Here is a 17,147-nt window from a genome sequence, read left to right on the forward strand (position 1 = left end):
CGCCATGCCTCGCTCGCCCCTCTCTGTCGGTCTGCTCCTCGGTGGCCTCGTGCTCGCGGGCTGCGCCCGTCCGGGGGAGGCGCCGGTGGCCGCCGGGTCAGCCCCTTCCGCGCCCGCGCGGCCGGAGGGGTGCCGGGAGGTGGAGGCGGGAAGTTCGCTCCAGCCGATGCTGGACGCCGCGCGCGCCGGAGCGTCGCTGTGCCTCGGTTCTGGGGACTTCAGCGGGCCCCTGCGAATCCCGGCGGGCGTCACGGTGTGGGGGCACCGTGACACGGTGGTGCGCTCGTCAGGGGACGGCACCACCGTAAGGCTGGAGGGGGAGGGCGCGCGGGTGCTGGGCCTCACGGTCGATGGCAGTGGGGGCCGCTTCGACACGCTGGATGCCGCGGTGCTCGTCCGGGGGGACCGGACGGCGGTGGAGGGCCTCACCGTGCGCAACTCCGTCTTCGGGATTCTCGTGGAGAAGGCCCACGGCGCCATCCTCCGGGGCAATCACGTGGTGGGCACCGGGGGCGCCGCGCTGGGCATGCGGGGCGACGGCATCCGGCTCTGGGAGACGCGCGACTCCGTGGTGGAGGACAACCGCGTCGAGGACAGCCGCGACGTCGTCGTCTGGTACTCCAGCCGCAATCAGCTGCGCCGCAACACGGTGACCGCCGGCCGCTACGGCACCCACTTCATGTACAGCCACGACAACGTGGTGGAGGACAACCACTACGTCGGCAACGAGGTGGGCATCTTCGTCATGTACAGCCGCAACATCACCCTGCGCCGCAACGTGCTCGCGGATGCCACGGGGGCGGCCGGCATGGGCCTGGGGCTGAAGGAGAGCGGCAACATCACCGTGCTCGACAACCGCTTCGTCCGCAACACGGTGGGCCTGTACCTGGACACCTCGCCGCTGCAGGCGGAGGACTCGAACCTCTTCGAGCGCAACGTCTTCCGGCTCGGGGACGTGGGCGTCATCTTCCACAGCAGCGAGCAGCGCAACAGCTTCCGCGCCAACAGCTTCCGGGACAACCATGCCCCCGTGCAGGTGGAGGGCGGCGGCGACGCGCTCGGGGTGGCGTGGCACGGCAACGACTTCGATGACTACGCGGGCTACGACCTGGACGGCGACGGCGTGGGTGACGTGCCCTACGAGCTGCGCAGCCTGTCGAGCGACCTGGTGGCCCGCTACCCGGACCTGTCCTTCTTCCGGGGCTCGCCCACGCTCGGGCTCCTCCGCGCGGCGGGCGAGCTGCTGCCCCTGTTCGCGCCCCGCCCGGTGCTGCGCGACGCGGCGCCCCGGATGTCTGCCCTGAACCTCGAGGAGAACGCCGATGCGCGTTGAGCTGGAGCAGGTCCGCAAGCACTTCGGGCGCACGGAGGTGCTGCGCGGGGTGTCCCTCTCGGTGCCCGCCGGCCGGCGCGTGGCGCTCATCGGCCCCAACGGCAGCGGCAAGTCCACCCTCATCCGCTCCCTGCTGGGGCTGGTGGCATGCGACGGGAAGGTGCTGCTGGACGGGCGCTCGCCCTTCGCGGACAGGGTGGAGGTCGCGCGCCGGCTCGCCTACGTGCCGCAGGTGGCGCCGCAGCTCGCCGCGCCGGTGGAGGACATCATCGGCATGGTGACCCTCACGCGCGGGCTGTCCGCGGAAGCCGTCGCGCACGTGGCCGCGCGCCTGGAACTGGACGTGCAAAGCGTGCGCGCCCGGCCCTTCCGCGCGCTGTCCGGAGGCATGAAGCAGAAGCTGCTGATTGCCCTGGCGCTGGCCTCGGAGGCGTCGCTGCTCGTCCTGGACGAGCCCACCGCGAGCCTCGATGCGCGGGCGCGCGAGCACTTCTTCCGGCTGTGCGAGGAGGTGGCGCCGGGCACCACGCTCCTGCTGTGCTCGCACCGGCTGGAGGAGCTGCGGCACCTGGCAGAGCATGTCGTCGCCTTGGAAGACGGCCGCGTGGCGTATGACGGCGCCGCGGCGGACTTCCTCGCGGGCCGGGGCGTCAGCGTGGTGGAGGTGTCCGTCGGCTCGGCCGATGGGGGCGCGTGGCTGGAGGCGCGAGGCTTCCGCACGGGCCTCCAGGGCTGGTGGGTGCGCACCGTGTCCCAGGCAGAGAAGTTGCAACTGCTTCCGGAGGTGACGCGCGAGCTGGGGGCCGGGCTGCAAAACCTGCTCGTGCGCGACCTGGAGACGGTGGAGGTGCCTCGTGGCAGCGAGCGTCGTTAGGAAGTGGCTGGCGCCCCTGGTGGGCGTGCTGGTGATGGTGGGCGGCCTGGGCGCCGCGCTCGCGTGGACGGAGCGGTTGCCTGACGGGCCCGTGGAGGTGCTGTGGGACCGCGAGGCCTGCGCGCACTGCCGCATGCACGTGGGGGAGCCCTCCTTCGCCGCGCAGCTCCAGCTCGCGGATGGGCGGGTGCTCCACTTCGATGACCCGGGCTGCCTGCTGCGCTACGAGGCCGAAAGGCCCCTGGACGTGCATGCCGCGTGGTTCCACCACTCCCGCGAGGCGCGGTGGCTGCCGCGCGAGCGGACGGGCTTCGTGCCCGCGAGCCCCACGCCCATGGGCTACGGGCTGGGCGCCGTGGAGGTGGGGACGCCGGGGGTGATGCCTCTGGCCGAGGTGCTCGCGAAGCTGCATGGCCGCCACGGCGAGGAGGGGCGGCGATGACGCTCGGACGAGAGCTGCTCGCGGTGGCGCGGTTGGACCTGGCGGAGGTGCTGCGCTCGCGCTGGCTGGTGTTCTGCGGCGTCATCTACGCGCTGCTGGCCGGGGCCTTCGTGCTGGTGGGGCTGCGCGAGTCCACGCTGCTGGGGTTCGCCGGCATGGGCCGGGTGCTGCTGTCGTTCTGCCATGCGCTGGTGCTGCTGCTCCCGCTGCTCGCGCTCACCGCGACAGGGCAGGTGGTGAACCGGGCGCGCGAGGATGGCTCGCTGGAGCTGTTCTTCAGTCAGCCGTTGCGCCGGAGCACCTTCTTCGCGGCGGTGACGCTGGTGCGCTACGGCGTGCTGGTGGTGCCGCTCGTGGTGCTGATGGTGGGCATGGCCGTCGTGGGCAGTCTGGCCTTCGGACAGGTGGTGCCGTGGGGGTTCCTGGCGCGTGCGATGGGCGTGAGCGCGGCGCTGCTGGCGGCCTTCGTGGGGCTGGGCATGGCCGTGAGCACGCTGGTGCGCAGCCAGGCCCGCGCGATGATCTGGCTGCTGCTGCTGTGGGCCCTGGGCGTGGCGCTCATCGACTTCGGCCTCGTGGGGCTGATGCTCCAGTGGCGGCTCAACCCCCAGACGGTGTTCCTGCTGGCCGCGCTCAACCCGGTGCAGGCCGCGCGCATGGCGCTGCTGTCGGGGGCCTCGCCGGACCTGGGGGTGCTCGGGCCCGTTGGCTTCTTTCTCGCCCATCGCCTCGGCGGCACCGTGCTCTTCGCGGTGGGCATGCTCTGGCCCGTGCTCGTGGGAGCAGGGGCCTGGGCGCTCGCGCTGCGCAGCTTCCGGCGCGGGGACCTCGTCTGAAAGGTGCATGGAGGCTCGCGATGAAGCACGCGCCGCGCAGGTTCTACGACTTCCTCGACCGGCCCCTCTTCGGCGCGAGCCGCATGGTGCTCGCGGTGCTGGTGGTGCCGCTGCTGCTCACGTTCACCGCGCCCCTGTGGCAGATCCACCTGCTGGCCCCGCAGTACCCCTCTGGCCTCTTCATGGACATCTGGGCCTACAAGCTGGAGGGCGGCGATGACGGGCAGCACATCCAGGAGATCAACACCCTCAACCACTACATCGGCATGCGACCGATTGACCGGGCCGCGCTGTCGGACCTGGACTGGCTGCCGTTCGCCGTGGGCGCCCTGGCCTTGATGGCGCTGCGGGTGGCGGCGATTGGCAACGTGCGCGCGCTGGTGGACCTCGCCGTCGTGACGAACTACGTGGCGCTCTTCGGGCTCGGGCGCTTCGCGTACAAGCTGTACGTCTTCGGGCATGACCTGGCGCCCACGGCTCCGGTGAAGGTGCCGCCGTTCATGCCCGCGCTGCTGGGCTCGAAGCAGATCGCCAACTTCACCACCACGAGCTTCCCGCGGCTCGGCAGCCTGTACCTGGGCCTCTTCGTCACCGGCGTGGCGGGGCTCACCGTGTGGCACCTCGTGGCGGGACGGATGAGGGCCTCGCGCGCGGCGTGAGTGGGGGGCTGGCCGCCGCCGCGCCGGTTCCCGCCAGCTCCATGAGCAGTTCGTCCCGCTGTCAGTTCATCCCGCGCCGCTGGCGCACCCAGGTGTCGAAGCTCATGGGCGAAAGGCCGTAGGAACGCGCGATCTCGGGCCGTGCCAGCACCGGGGCGACGTTCATGTACGTCATGCCCTGCGCCACGCCGGGATGCAGGCCGGCCGCGACGGCCTCGTCGACCGTGCCGGACTGGACGACGTACTCCTTGCCGTCGAGGCGCGAGAGGACCTCGGCGACCTGAGGAAGCGTGAGCACGTCACCTGCGAGCTGCAGCGTCACACCGTTGAACGTCGCAGGAGCACGGATCGCCGCCGCGGCCGCCTTGCCGATGTCCTCTGGCGCGACCAACGCGATGGGCTGATCGATCCTGATCACCGTGGTCAACCGGCGCCCGTCGACGGAGCCGGCGGGCTCCAACATGGGATGATCCATGAAAGTGGCGGGCAGGATGAGGGTCCAGTGCTGGAAGCCCGCGCTGCGTACGAGGTCACAGGTGGCGAGCTTGTTCTCCCAATACTCCTCGTGCGACTTCCAGCGCCCCTCCGCCCAGCCCTCGACGTTGCGGTGGTCTCCGACGCCCGACGTCGCGGTGTGCACGAACGTCCCGACGCCCTCGGCAAGCGCGGCCTCGACGAGGTTCCTCCCTTGCTGGCGCTCCTTGCTGTAGTCGACACCGGTGGCTGAGACGATGGGGGACTGCATCGAGAAGACCGCCCGAGCCCCGGCGCAGGCGGCGCGCAACGACGCCGGATCGTCGAGGTCCCCGACGACCACCTCGGCGCCAGCCGCCGCGAGGGCCCTGGCGTTGGGCGCCTCCGGATTGCGCACCATCACGCGCACCGAAGTGCTGCCTTCGGCCAGCAGCGCCCGGGCGGTGGCGCCGCCCTGTCGCCCTGTGGCGGCGGTGACGAGAACGGAATCGTTGCTGCTCATGGCAGCTCCTCTCATAAGTGGGGGACCCCACCGTTTAGTGTCGTGGTCAAATATGGAGGGGTACCCCGTTTGTCAAGTAAGGTTCTCGTGAGGAGAAGATCGCCGTGGAGCATGTGAAGCCGTTGCGAGCGGACGGGCAACGCAACCGGGAGCGGATTGTCGCGGCCGCCGCGGAGCTGGTCGGCAGGGATGGCGCGCAGGTGTCGCTCGAGGAGATCGCGCGGCGGGCGGGGGTCGGCTCGGCGACCCTGCACCGGCACTTCCCGTCGCGGCAGGCGCTGTTGGAGGCGGTATTCCGCGATGGTGTCGCGCAGCTCTGTGCGCGGGCCGCCGCGCAACCGGGCGAGGATTCCTCCGCCGAGTTGGCGGCCTGGCTCGAGGAATTGACGGTCTACACGGCGACCCACCGCGGGCTTGCCGCGGCTCTGCTGACCGGCCCGGATGGCCTCTCGGCCGAAGAAATCTGCTGCACCGACATGCTGCTCGACGTGTTGAACGTGCTGGTGGCGCGGGCGTCAGCGGTGGGCGCGATTCACGCCCGCGCCACAGCGGAGGACCTGATGATGCTGGCGAACGCGATCGCCGTCGCCAACGAAGGCGATCCGCGCGCCGCGCGCCGCGTGCTGCGCCTCGCGCTCACCGGCATCCGGCCGTGAACGCAGCGAAAGTACCTCCTCTCGGCGTCCGCCGCGGAGGCTCAGGTCCTCAGCGTCCCGCCGCCGGGCAGGTCGCGGGCTCGAGGTAGAAGGCTTCCCACGCGCCTCCGTCCGTGGGATTGCAGATGCCCCCGTTGCCGCCATTTCCGCTCTGGATGGGAGTGCCGAGGGTGACCTCCTTCCAGTTGCGCGCGGTGCCCGTCGACGATTCGAAGCCATAGCGATTGCGGCCGCCGTAGGTGCCGCAGTCGTAGCGGGTGAACGGCTCCGCCGTGTTGAGCGTGGCGCTCACGGTGAGCTGGTCCGCGACCACCGCCAGGTACGCGCCGCTCGCTCCCTTGAGCTTGTAGCGCGCGCCGCTCGTGACGAGCTCGAAGACTTCACCACCGGTCTGCGTCGTGCTGATGGCGGCCACCTTGCCAGCGCCGTCGACGGTGAGCCACTTGTCGCTGCGCTCGCTCTGGATGCGGAAGCAGCCCGCGCCGCTGGTCTCGGTATGGCACGTCGCATCGCAGCCATCGCCCGACTGGGTGTTGCCATCGTCGCATTGCTCGCCGCTCTCGACGGTGCCGTTGCCGCACACGGGGCCGGTGGTGCCATCCGGACAGATTGCCGGTTCGAGGTAGAAGCCCTCCCAGGCGCCGGCATCGTTCGGGTTGCAGGCGCCGCCATTGCCGCCGTCACCGCTCTGGATGGGCCCGCCCGACGTGGTCTCCTTCCAGTGGGGCGCGCTCCCCGCTGAAGCCTGGAAGCCGACGCGATTGCGCCCGCCATACCCGCAGGGAAGCTGGGTGAACGACTCCCCGCTGGCGAAGCTGGCGCTCATCGCGAGCTGGTTGGTCACCACTGCCAGGAAGGCGTCGCCCGAGCCCTTGAGCTTGTACCGGGTGCCGTTCGGAACGAGCTGGAAGATCTGCCCTCCTGCCTGTGTCGTGCTGCCGGCGACGACCTTGCCGGCGGTGTCGACGGTGAGCCACTTGTCGCTGCGCTCGCTTTGAATCCGGTAGCAGCTCCCGCCCGAGGTCTCGACGAACGTGGCCGTGTAGGTGGCCGCGCTGCCAGGCGTGGTGAAGTTATGCGACTGGGCGCCGCCGTCCGACCACGACGAGAACGCCCAGAATCGTCCGTTCGCGTACTGCGGCGAGTTGACGCCCACCGAGCGGATGACTCCGACCACGCCGGTCGTGTCGTGCGGCGCGGCGAAGGGCTGCCCATCCATCATCACCTGCAGCCCGCTCGGCAGGCTCGTCACCCTGAGCGGTACTGTGACCGGAAGGACGTCGCGATACGTCGTGTGGGTGAGGCCGATCGAGTCGCGCACCGTGAGCCGCAAGCGATACCAGACGTTGGCCGAGCTCTCGCCGACGCTCGGGATGGGCCAGCTCCCGCTCGCGATGCCCGTGGTGTCGGACATGGCGGGATGCGTGTGGGTGTCGTGATGGAAGGTGATGTTCCAGGTCATCGAGCTCGGCGGCAGCGCGCCATCCTCCACGTCACTGGCCGAGCCGGAGAACACCAGGTTGGTGGCCGCGGTGTAGGTCGCGCCCGCGCCCGGCGTCGCAATCGTGGCCACCGGCGGTTTGTTGGACGTCACCGTCAGCACCGCCTCGGCGCTGGTGGTCGAGCCCAGCCCGTTGGTCACGACCACTCGGAAGCGCGCGCCGCTGTCGGCGAGCTGCGCGGCGTTCAGCACGTAGCTCGGCGAGGTTGCGCCAGCGATGTCCACGCCGTTCCGCTGCCACCGATAGGTGAGGGGCGGCTCGCCGCTCGCGGACACGGTGAAGGTCGCCGGAGTGCCGACCGAGACCAACGTGCTCGCCGGTTGCTGCGCGATGCTCGGCGGCAGTGAAGCCGTGTAGGCGATGCGACCCACCTGGCCCGCGCCGCGCGCCAGATAGTAGAGCGCGCCGTCGGGCCCCACATCGAGGTCCACGGGCCCCGGGGCGGCCGTCGCGAACAGCGAGGTTGCGCCGGAGCTCGGGTCGATGCGTGAGATCCAATTGTTGGTGTAGTCCGCGTAGAAGTATTGACCGACGTACGCGCTGGGAAACGCGGGAATCGGTGGGTTGTAGAAGGCACCGCCGGCGATGCAGTTGCCGGCAGCCGTGCCGGAGCCATGCGGGTACGCGAAGAACGGCTGCGTGAGCCCCGGGCGGTTCGTGAAATAGCCTTCAGTCATTGGCCAGCCGTAGTTGGCACCGGCCTGGCCGCGGTTGATCTCCTCCCAGCCGCCTTCTCCCACGTCGTTGATGAACAGGGTCCCCGTGCCGGGCTGGACGTCGAAGGTGAAGGGGTTGCGCAGCCCCATCGCCCAGGTCGCCTTGGCGAGCCCGGTGGCGGTCGCGTAGAACGGATTGTCCGTGGGAATGCTGCCGTCCGGGTTGAAGCGCAGCAGCTTTCCGAGTGGCGTGTTCAGGCTCTGCGAGTTGGAGGAGACCGCGTTGTCGCCGGCCGAAACGTAGAGCTTGCCGTCGAGTCCGAAGCGAACCGCGCCGCCGTTGTGGTTGGCGGCGTCGAGCGTCGGAAGGTCGGCGAGCACCAGCTCGCTTCCGGGAACCGCCACATTGCCATTGGCGGTGAAGCGGCTGACCCGATTGTGAATGCTGCCGTCGATCGACGTGTAATAGACATACAGATAATGGTTGCTGGCGAAGTTGGGGTCGAACGCGACGCCCATCAGCCCACGCTCGTTGTCATTGTCCACGGCGAGCGTCACGAACGGAGTCGGCAGGAGCCGGCCGTTCTCGACGATGCGGAGCGAGCCGTTCTTCTCCGAGACGAACAGGCGCCCGTCGGGCGCGAAGGTCATGGTGGTGGGCCCCTGGAGGCCACTGACGAAGACGGAGTCGGCGAAGTTGGCGTCTTGAACGACCGCGCCCGCGCGGGAGACTGCGAGCTCCGCGGGCTCCGGCGTCGACGGCATCGAGCAGCCCACGACGAGGGAGCTGACTGCGCACACGACGAAGAGCGGTCTGGGGCACCACGCTCGTACACTCGTTCTCACCTGTGACTGCATCGCTGCTTCTCCCGGTTGAACAGCCTCACGCGACCCGTGGCTGCGTGGACGTTGGTGATGCTGTCCGGTCTACCTTGAAAGCCTGTTCATCGGGAACACTGGCGCGACGTGAAGCCAGCGGTGCGAGTGCGCGCCCACTTTGACCTACTGTGCCCGTCTTGTGCTGCTGGACCCTTGAACCTGGGGCAGAAGACGAACGAGGCAATTCTGAGATCACCTCGAGTCCTGGCGTGCCGACGGACTCCCGCACGAATTCCGGGAGTGGCCTCCGACGATCACTCGGGCTGCTGGTCGAGGTGGGGCGCGACGCGAAGGCCGGCAGGAGTCATCGGCTGCATCTCGTGCAGCGCCACCGCAAGAGCCGGCAGATCGTCGTCGGCGTCGCGCTCGAGGTTCGTATCGCCGCCCGCGGGCACCTTTGAGGCCTTCGGCCTGGACTTTGCGGAGTTGTTCTTCCCAGGACGGCGGCGAGGGCGAGTCGCCTTGTTTTGACATACAAAAGCAATTCCGCTCTCCCTCCCGCTAGCACGAAAGGTATACCCTTCAAGACCCTCGTCTTCGTCCTCATCTGCCCATGAACGAGCCAGGCCGAAAAACGGAAGTGTCTGTTTCACCCCAAAAGTCCATCGATGATGCGATCGCGCGCGGGCGGGCGGCGATCTTGCGCTCGCAGAAGGCGAACGGCGCGTGGGACGGTGTGTGCGAACTCGGCCCGTCTTGCACGGCGCAGGCGTTGATCGCGCTCTCCTACATGCAGCGGCTCTCCTCGGAAGACGCCGCCGAAGGAGCACGCTGGCTGAAGAACCAACAACGCAAGGACGGCTCCTTCGGCGGGTGGCCGTACGCGACGCGCGGCGATCTCGGCGCCACCGCCTGCGCATGGGCCGCGCTGCAGCTCTCGAGCGATCCGAAAGCGCAGGCCGCCGCCGCGAAGGCCCGCGCGTACATCGACGCGCACGGAGGCTTCGATACGGTGGTGGAGCTCGCGAGCTCGGGCGACGTGTCCGCGTTCTACCTGGCCATGGCCGGCCGCCTCGATGCGAAGCGTCTGCCTCAGCCCCCGCTCGTGTGGGTGCTCTCGTGTCACGCCGTCGACTTCGCGTTCAGCAAGCTCACCTACAGCGTGGTGCTCGGCGCGATGAGCATGGCGATCCTGTCGCGGCGGCTCCGCGGTGAGTGGGACGTGCTCACGCGCCTCTCCTGTCCGCGCGCGTCCTCTATCATCAAGACCTTTCAGAACGACAACGGCAGCTTCAACGGCGTGACGATCGCCACCGCGCTCTTCGGCGCAACCTTGCACGCGACCGGTCGCTCCGAGGATCGGGACGGGGCTGCGCGCGCCGCGTCGTTCCTGCTGAGCCGCCGCATCCGCGACGCGAGCGGCATGCACTTCGATATCTTCCCGAGCGACGTCTGGACCACCGCCTATCACGCGCGCGTGCTGACCGAGGCTGGTGTGCCACGCGATGCGCCGGAGCTCCAGCGCGCGGTCGAGTACCTCTTGGCGACGCAGGCGCGCGTGCCGCAACCACGGTGGAACAACCGCAAGTCCGGCGCGGTGCTCACCGGTGGCTGGGCGTTCGAAGACGGCAACCCGCTCATGCCGGATCCGGACGACACCGCGGTGGTGCTCTCCGCGCTCGGTCGCATCGTCGAGGGTCTTCCGCCGGCGCTCGCCGCAAGGGTGCGCACCGCCATCGCCGACGGCCGGCGGTGGATGCTGGACATGCAGAACCCGGACGGCGGCTGGGGCGGCTTCGCGTGGGGGCTTCCGAGCAAGGCGCCGGGCCCGGCGATGCGGCAGCCGTTCACGCTTCCGCCGATAACGAAGCCGTGCGAGCTCATCGACGTCTTCTTGTATCCGCCGGTGGTGCTCGGCGATCCTTCGACCGAAGATCTCAGCGCGCGCGCGATCGATGCGCTGCTGTCGACGGGCGACACGCCGAGCGCGCCGGCCGTGCAGAAGGCAATCGGCTTTCTGCGCGAACAGCAGTGCGACTTCGGGCCGTGGTGGGGGCGCTGGGTGGTGAACTTCCTCGCTGGCTCGTCGTACGTGATCTCCGCGCTGACGAAGGCAGGCGACCCGCCGGGCGTTGGGTTCTTGAAGCGCGCGATCGATTGGACGCTCGCGCACCAGAACGAGGACGGCGGCTTTGGTGAGAGCGTGCTCAGCTACGCCGAGCCGAAGCGCGCTGGCATTGGCCCGAGCACCGCGCCGCTGACCGGGCTCGTGCTGCTCGGCTTGCTCGACGCGGGCTTGCGCGACTCCGCGGCGGTGCAGAAGGCGATCGCCTACTTGCTCGCGCGGCAACGGCCCGACGGCACCTGGCCGAATGGCACCTACCTGGCCACCGCGCTCCCGCCCAACGCGTTCTATACCTATGCGCCTGCGGCGAACTACCTGCCGCTCCAGGCGCTCGCTCACTACGCGCGCCTGGGCGACGCGCCGGCGCCCTCGGTGAGGCCGTCGCGCTGGACCGACGCCGTGCTCGATCCGATGCGGCAGGAGACCGATCCGCTCGCCGACGAGTTGGTCGCGGAGATCTACTCCGCCGAAGCCGAATGCTCGGTCACGAAGCTCCTCGCGCAGCTCTTCCGCAACGACGCGCCGATCCCCGAGGGCATGCCGCCGAAGCTCCGTGATTACTTCGAGAGCACCGCAGCGCTGCCGCCGTGGGCGGACGCGAAGAAGATTGCCAGGGCACAGCAGCTCTTCGCCACCTATCCCGTGCAGATCACGATGGGCCTCTTCTGCTCCGCGCTCCCGCAGGCCTATGCGGCGGCGGACGGCGCAGCGGTGCTGGTGCAGACGCAGGCGATGCAGCGCAACACCCGGCAGCGGATCTTCGAGACGGCGCAGTTCGTCTTCGACGTGGTCGACGAAGGCGCGTTTTCGCCGGGCGGCAAAGGCATCCGCGCGGCGCAGCGAGTGCGGCTCATGCATGCGGCGATCCGGCATTTGATACTCAGCCGCAAAGACGTGCCGTGGAATTCGGCGGTGCGCGGCAAGCCGATCAACCAAGAAGACATGGCCGGCACGCTGATGACGTTCTCGGCGCTGACCTTCGACGCGCTTCGCCGCTACGGGATCGACGCGAGCGACGCGGATGGGGAAGCGTGGATCCACGCCTGGACGGTGGTTGGCCACTTCATGGGCATTGAACCGTCACTGATGCCCACGTCGCTCGCGGATGCCGAGGCGCTCATGGATGCGATCCGCGACCGGCAGTGGGCGCCATCACCCGAGGGCCGCGCGCTCACCGAAGCGTTGCTCGAGATGATGAACCAGTTCTTCACCTTCGATCTCACCGCGCTCAGAGGCATCATGCCCACGCAGATCCGCTTCCTCGTCGGCGATCACTGCGCGGACTTGCTCAACGTGCCGCAGAGCAACCTGACCGGCCTGCTCGATCTGTCGACGGATCTGCTGCGCGAGCTGGACGTGCCGAACCACGACGCGGCGGTGGCGAAGATCCTCGGCAGATTCGCGGATGACGCCATGAAGCTCATCGTGCTCGCCGAGCGGGAGGGGAAGCAGGCTTCGTTCCGGCTGCCGTCGTCGCTGGAAAAGTCGGTGGTACCGGGGACCTGAGCGACGGCGCGGCCCACTGCGGGCCCCTGAGGCAGTAGTGACGGCCGAGCTCCCGCCGGGCCTGGTCACGCCCGGACATGGCAAGGACCTTCCTGCCATGGCAGGGCTTCGCTCCAAGGGCAATCCATGACGCGTTCCTTTGCATCCACCGTCCCATCCATCTTGTTGCTGCTTGCCAGCGCGGCCTGCGGTCCCGGCCCGAACTCCGACCAGGAGCCGACGGGGCCCTCCTCCGCGGTCGAGGTGGCCACCGAGCGCCAGGCCCTCGCCAGCTGGAGTTCCGCCGCGCGGATGTCCACGGCCCGATTCGACCACAGCGCCACCGTCCTTTCGTCGGGCAAGGTGCTGGTGGCCGGCGGCGCCCCGGGCACGACCAGCGAGCTCATGCACTTGCGTGGTGACGGCGTGGAACACGGCGGCTGCGGTGGCCTTCGCCTGCAGCCCGAGCGCCAGGCACAGCTGCCGGTAGAAGTCGCGGCGGCCGAGCGTCCCGTTGTGGCAGTACGTCAGTCGGAAGCGCTCCTTCGGGGGGGCGATGGCGCAGGGCGCGCAGGACGCACGTCTTGCCGACGCCGGGCTCGCCAGCGACCAGGACGGACTGGCGCGACTCGAGGGCGTCGACGACGTCGGTGACGACAGACTCCTTCGAGGGAAGGAGCCAGAGTTCGGCGTCAGGTATCTCCTTGGTGAAGGGCAGGTGGCCGAGGCCGAAGGCGGAGCGCAGTTGCTGGGGCATGGGGACTCACTCCAGGTCGGGGGCGGTGGGGTGGAAAGCAATGGACGGGGCCGGCGGGACGGGGGTTGCGTGCGCGGTGGGCGCGGGCATTCGCCTGCACGTCGAGCGGCTGCAGTTCGTAGGAGCGGCCGTCGTGCTCGACGCGGACAGAAGCGGGCAGCGCCTCGACGAGACAGCTGGCGACATTCACCAGACGGCCGGCGAGAAAGCCGTGGCGCACCTCGAAAAGACGGCCGTCGAGGCTGGCGACGCCGTCGCGGGAGACGCGGCGGCGCGCCCGCACGGTGAGGGCCTCGGCCAATTGCGTCTCGGAGACGAGGCCGGGTGTGTCCCCCATGAGCGAGGCGTGCGGCTGCGAGTGGTAGTGGCGGGCTAGGAAGGTGTCGAGGCGACGCTGGACTTCGGCGAGGGACTGCGAGCGGTCCAGGTGGTCGAGACAGCCCTCGCGAAGCATGCGCCAGAATCGCTTCATCTTCCCGCGCGCCTGCGGGTCAACACCACGCCCGCCTCCTCCCCCGCTTGCGGTAGCGGTCCTGCTCGGTCACGCCCGTGGATGTAAGCTATCCTCAAGAGCGGCGCGGTTGGGCGAGGCAGGTCGGCTCCAAGGTACCTTCACTTTCGTGGCCGCCCCCAGGAGTACAATTGCGGGAACTCTCATCGAAGAAACCGAGCCGACTAGATATCTGGTTGCGTCTTTCGTGCTTGGGTGCCTTGTGTAGCGCTCTGGCATGCGCGGGAGCGCAGTTGGTGGAGGCGCCTGCGTTGATGGCGGATTATCCACGTGGCCCTGGAAGCTTTTGCGCGCTGAACCCTGAAGGATGTCCGCCCTCGCCACCGCCCGGCCAGCCTGAACCCGTACAGGACCTGGAGTCTCCCGCGAACAAGCAGGCGTGCATGGATGCGTGTGAGGCGGGCGGTGAGGTACTCAAGAACTTTTGCAGGCGCCTTCGGAACGAGCGAAAGAAGGCACTGTGCTGGGGCGCGGCAGAAGGCACCAAGCAGGCCTGCAGGGGCATGTGTAACGCGATCTATGAATGTGACGGCTCGGCTGACTGCGCTCAGGGCGCGGGACAGTGAGGTGGTATCGTGAAGGACTGGCGTCCCAAGCTTGCAGCCATTGATGATCCGATCGCGGACGACTACTGGTCTTACGAGACCCGGGATGGAACACGGCGAACCTCCCGAGTCACGATTGGCCGCCCTGCGCCGCTTGAGGACAAGAGGGATTGGTACTGTCCAATCCTCTTCGAGCACGTGACGGAGGGCATTTATTACTCCTACGGAGTGGGGCCCGTGGACGCGCTGATGAATGCTATGTACTTCGTTCGAAGGCGCTTCTACGCGCTCAAGGAAGTACAGCCTCGGGCGAAGCCCACGGCAGGTTCCAAGCGTCGCAAGGAGTCGAAGCGCAGCGAGGCAGCGCGCTCGAAGACCAAGAAGCAAGCGGTTGCCTCGGTACGTCGTAAGAGAAGGGCCTGAGAGGTGCGTGGGCTCCCTGGCAATCATCAGTTCATAGGAGAAGGTGTCGGCGTGTTGGCGGTCTTGGAAAAGCGCAGATTCTGGTTATCAGGTCGACCGGTTTTCCAGGACTCCGGCCACCGCGTGCCCCGCCGAGTCACGGGCAAGCTCGCTCCGCTCGGCGCCTGGCGGCGCCCCTCTGGCTCGGGGGACACGCGGCGAGAAGGGGCTACCGGCCAGCGCTCGGAGAGCACTGGCTTGGTGTCATGCCCCTACCTCGACCATGACCAGATTCCCGCGCTTCTTGGAGACCATCAACAAGCTGGCATTCGGCGCGGGCGGCAAGCTCCACGGCACCGAGCTGGTGCTCGGCGCGTGTACAGGCGGCCACCACGGCCCAAGGTGGCACGGTGCCCGGAAGAATCTGTACGGTCCCGCACTCCGGCCGTTTTGGTTCCCCGCAGGGACCCAAAAAGAACCAAATCCAATGGACGGTCCTGGACTCACCCGGACGGAAGGCCACCCCGATTCTCAGAGGGAAAACCGGGCGGGCAGCCTGTGGCCCGAGTAGGGACCAAATCCACCTGTGCGGCTTCGATTTCCGCCGCCTCCACTCAGTACGAAAAAGGGCCCCAGGTCCTCGAAGGAGCCTGGAGCCCGTTTTCAACGGAGTGGCGCCGTGGCTTGGGGGTCAGTGGCCCCGGGCAGAGGCGCCCATGAGGGCGCGGGCCTGGGTCACCAGGCGGACGAACTCGCCGCGGTCCGCGTCACCCTCGACGGAGCCCTCGGCCAGCTTCTGGGCGGTGGCCAGGCTCCAGCTCTCGGCGGCCGGGTTGCCGCGGAGGATGTCGGCGGAGGCCGCGACGGCCACGGCGAAGCGGAAGCCCGGCGAGGCGGCGTCCACCGACTTGCGCAGCATGCCGCGCTCGAAGGGGAAGGCCTGCTCGGCGGCCTCGGTGCCGTTGGGCGCCTTGGCGCGCACGCGCACGGTGGCCAGCGACTCCTTCGTGTCGCCCGTCAGCTCCACCTCGTAGACGGCGGTGACGTTGTGGCCCGCGCCAATCTCACCGGCGTCCACCTTGTCGTTGCGGAAGTCGTTGTCGGCCACGTCGCGGTTCTCGTACCCGAGCAGGCGGTAGCGGCGGACGGCCACCGGGTTGAACTCCACCTGGAGCTTCACGTCCTTGGCGATGACCTCCAGCGTGCCGGTCAGCTGCGTCTCGAAGACCTTCTTGGCCTCCTTGTAGCTGTCCACGTAGAAGCAGTTGCCGTTGCCCTTGTTGGCCAGCTTCTCCATCAGGTCGTCACGGTAGTTGCCCATGCCGAAGCCGATGGTGGAGAGGGTGACGCCCTCGGCGACGTACTTGCTGATGCTCCCCAGGATGGACTCCGCGCCCAGGTTGGGGCCGATGTTGGTGTCGCCGTCCGTGAGGACGATGACGCGGGAGACCACGCTGCCGGAGGCCTTCTTCACCGCGTGCTTGTAGGCCATCTCCATGCCGGAGCCCATGGCCGTGCCACCGCCCGAGCTGAGCGAGTCGACCGCGGCGTGGATCTTCTTCACGTCCGTGGCGGGCGTGGGCGCCAGCACGTCACGCGTGGAGCCCGCGTAGGTGACGATGGCCACCGTGTCGTTCTCGTTGAGGTTCTTGACGGCGAGCTTGATGGCCTCCTTGGCCAGCGGCAGCCGGTCCTGCGAGTTCATCGAGCCGCTGGTGTCCACCAGGAAGACCAGGTGCGCGGTCTTGCGCTGCGAGCGCGAGAGGACCTTGCCCTGCACGCCCACGCGCACGAAGTGGCGCTTGTCGTCGAAGGGCGAGGGCGCACCCTCCAGGTGGACGGTGAAGGCGCCGGACTCCGGCGGGGTGTAGCGGTACTTGAAGTAGTTGACGAACTCCTCCACGCGCACGGCGGAGGCGGGCGGCAGGTTGCCCTGGACGAGGTAGCGCCGGGCCACTGCGTAGGACGCGGTGTCCACGTCCGCGGCGAAGGTGGACAGCGGGTCCTTCACGGTGTCGACGAAGGTGTTGGGCTTCCACGCCTCGAAGGAGTTGCCACGCTCGGCGGAGGCGCGGTCCGCGTCGTCCATGCGGTCCTTCGGATCGGGCTGGGCCATGGCCAGCTTGGGGGGGACGCGGCGCATCGCCCGCATCTCACCCTTGCCGGGGGCAGGGGGCGGGGCCCCCGCCATGGGCATCTCCGCCGCGACGCTCGCGCTTCCCAGGGGCCTGGCGGAGATGGCCGGGGCCTTCTCGACTGGGGCGTACTCGAGGCCTTCGGATTCATCCACCTCGGGCTCGGGCGCCTGGGCCGCCACGTCCCCCTGCGGTGCTGGCGCTTCCCGGGCCTGGAGGGTGGTGGGCTTCTGGGCGACTTCCATCTGGGCGCTCTCTTCGGGGGCCCGGTTGCTCATGCAGGCGGGCAGCGTGCAGGTGACGAGAAGGGCACTTCCCCACAGGGACAGGCGGCGCTTCAGGGAGGTCGGTGTCATGCGTTCTCCAAGGAACAGGTAGGTCGTCGGCTCGAAACGCACGACCTGCGGAAATGGGTCTATTCCCGTGAATTAATT

13 protein-coding genes and 1 pseudogene are annotated in these 17,147 nt (G+C 68.9%); 9 read left to right on the plus strand and 5 right to left on the minus strand.

The features are described 5' to 3' along the window. Nucleotides 1-4: 4 nt before the first annotated feature. From nosD to LXT23_RS32550, 5 genes are read left to right on the plus strand one after another with little or no spacing between them, the layout of a single operon-like run. A complete protein-coding gene (gene nosD, locus LXT23_RS32530; RefSeq protein WP_253984261.1) occupies nucleotides 5-1,333 on the plus strand; it encodes a nitrous oxide reductase family maturation protein NosD in 1,329 nt (442 codons plus the stop codon). Then, complete coding sequence (locus LXT23_RS32535; protein WP_253984262.1) at nucleotides 1,323-2,207, plus strand: ABC transporter ATP-binding protein; 885 nt, start codon at nucleotides 1,323-1,325, stop codon at nucleotides 2,205-2,207. Before nosD ends, LXT23_RS32535 begins: the two co-directional genes overlap by 11 nt. Next, entirely contained in the window at nucleotides 2,188-2,649 is a 462-nt protein-coding gene (locus LXT23_RS32540; protein ID WP_253984263.1) for a hypothetical protein, read from the plus strand. The genes LXT23_RS32535 and LXT23_RS32540 overlap by 20 nt, the downstream gene beginning before the upstream one ends. Then, complete coding sequence (locus LXT23_RS32545) at nucleotides 2,646-3,485, plus strand: ABC transporter permease (protein WP_253984264.1); 840 nt, start codon at nucleotides 2,646-2,648, stop codon at nucleotides 3,483-3,485. Before LXT23_RS32540 ends, LXT23_RS32545 begins: the two co-directional genes overlap by 4 nt. A gap of 20 nt (nucleotides 3,486-3,505) precedes the next feature. After that, complete coding sequence (locus LXT23_RS32550) at nucleotides 3,506-4,144, plus strand: hypothetical protein (protein ID WP_253984265.1); 639 nt, start codon at nucleotides 3,506-3,508, stop codon at nucleotides 4,142-4,144. Nucleotides 4,145-4,205: 61 nt separating this feature from the next. Here LXT23_RS32550 and LXT23_RS32555 read toward each other — a convergent pair whose 3' ends face one another. Beyond that, nucleotides 4,206-5,120: an NmrA family NAD(P)-binding protein gene (locus LXT23_RS32555; protein ID WP_253984266.1), complete on the minus strand. Its 915-nt coding sequence runs from the start codon at nucleotides 5,118-5,120 to the stop codon at nucleotides 4,206-4,208. Between the two features lie 104 nt (nucleotides 5,121-5,224). Between LXT23_RS32555 and LXT23_RS32560 the strand changes: the two genes are divergently transcribed. Then, complete coding sequence (locus tag LXT23_RS32560) at nucleotides 5,225-5,776, plus strand: TetR/AcrR family transcriptional regulator (protein ID WP_253984267.1); 552 nt, start codon at nucleotides 5,225-5,227, stop codon at nucleotides 5,774-5,776. A gap of 49 nt (nucleotides 5,777-5,825) precedes the next feature. Here the strand turns inward: LXT23_RS32560 and LXT23_RS32565 are convergent, their stop codons facing one another. Continuing rightward, entirely contained in the window at nucleotides 5,826-8,699 is a 2,874-nt protein-coding gene (locus tag LXT23_RS32565; RefSeq protein WP_253984268.1) for a PQQ-dependent sugar dehydrogenase, read from the minus strand. Nucleotides 8,700-9,022: 323 nt separating this feature from the next. On the opposite strand from LXT23_RS32565, the gene LXT23_RS32570 reads away from it, so the two are divergent. Together LXT23_RS32570 and LXT23_RS32575 are read left to right on the plus strand one after the other, a co-directional pair. Continuing rightward, entirely contained in the window at nucleotides 9,023-9,214 is a 192-nt protein-coding gene (locus tag LXT23_RS32570; protein ID WP_253984269.1) for a hypothetical protein, read from the plus strand. Between the two features lie 152 nt (nucleotides 9,215-9,366). Continuing rightward, a complete protein-coding gene (locus LXT23_RS32575; RefSeq protein ID WP_253984270.1) occupies nucleotides 9,367-12,384 on the plus strand; it encodes an oxygenase MpaB family protein in 3,018 nt (1,005 codons plus the stop codon). Nucleotides 12,385-12,449: 65 nt separating this feature from the next. Here LXT23_RS32575 and LXT23_RS32580 read toward each other — a convergent pair whose 3' ends face one another. After that, nucleotides 12,450-12,770, minus strand: a complete 321-nt coding sequence (locus LXT23_RS32580; protein WP_253984271.1) for a hypothetical protein — start codon at nucleotides 12,768-12,770, stop codon at nucleotides 12,450-12,452. Nucleotides 12,771-13,126: 356 nt separating this feature from the next. Next, a pseudogene (locus tag LXT23_RS32585) lies at nucleotides 13,127-13,610 on the minus strand (integrase core domain-containing protein); the annotation flags it as partial. A 596-nt stretch (nucleotides 13,611-14,206) separates the two neighbouring features. On the opposite strand from LXT23_RS32585, the gene LXT23_RS32590 reads away from it, so the two are divergent. Further along, on the plus strand, nucleotides 14,207-14,599 hold the full coding sequence (locus LXT23_RS32590; RefSeq protein WP_253984273.1) for a hypothetical protein: 393 nt from the start codon (nucleotides 14,207-14,209) through the stop codon (nucleotides 14,597-14,599). A 670-nt stretch (nucleotides 14,600-15,269) separates the two neighbouring features. Here the strand turns inward: LXT23_RS32590 and LXT23_RS32595 are convergent. Further along, nucleotides 15,270-17,069 carry a vWA domain-containing protein gene (locus LXT23_RS32595; protein ID WP_253984274.1) on the minus strand — a complete coding sequence of 600 codons (1,800 nt, stop codon included), beginning with the start codon at nucleotides 17,067-17,069 and terminating at the stop codon, nucleotides 15,270-15,272. Nucleotides 17,070-17,147 lie beyond the last annotated feature (78 nt).

It is taken from the genome of Pyxidicoccus xibeiensis (assembly GCF_024198175.1).
Classification (GTDB): domain Bacteria; phylum Myxococcota; class Myxococcia; order Myxococcales; family Myxococcaceae; genus Myxococcus; species Myxococcus xibeiensis.

What these genes read in the sequence shown, in the direction of transcription:
- nosD (WP_253984261.1), top strand. Translation starts at nt 5, where the DNA reads ATGCCTCGCTCGCCCCTCTCTGTCGGTCTGCTCCTCGGTGGCCTCGTG.
- LXT23_RS32555 (WP_253984266.1), bottom strand. Translation starts at nt 5,120, where the DNA reads ATGAGCAGCAACGATTCCGTTCTCGTCACCGCCGCCACAGGGCGACAG.
- LXT23_RS32580 (WP_253984271.1), bottom strand. Translation starts at nt 12,770, where the DNA reads ATGAGCTCGCTGGTCGTGCCCGGGGCGCCGCCGGCCACCAGCACCTTG.
- LXT23_RS32545 (WP_253984264.1), top strand. Translation starts at nt 2,646, where the DNA reads ATGACGCTCGGACGAGAGCTGCTCGCGGTGGCGCGGTTGGACCTGGCG.
- LXT23_RS32565 (WP_253984268.1), bottom strand. Translation starts at nt 8,699, where the DNA reads ATGCCGTCGACGCCGGAGCCCGCGGAGCTCGCAGTCTCCCGCGCGGGC.
- LXT23_RS32575 (WP_253984270.1), top strand. Translation starts at nt 9,367, where the DNA reads ATGAACGAGCCAGGCCGAAAAACGGAAGTGTCTGTTTCACCCCAAAAG.
- LXT23_RS32550 (WP_253984265.1), top strand. Translation starts at nt 3,506, where the DNA reads ATGAAGCACGCGCCGCGCAGGTTCTACGACTTCCTCGACCGGCCCCTC.
- LXT23_RS32595 (WP_253984274.1), bottom strand. Translation starts at nt 17,069, where the DNA reads ATGACACCGACCTCCCTGAAGCGCCGCCTGTCCCTGTGGGGAAGTGCC.
- LXT23_RS32535 (WP_253984262.1), top strand. Translation starts at nt 1,323, where the DNA reads ATGCGCGTTGAGCTGGAGCAGGTCCGCAAGCACTTCGGGCGCACGGAG.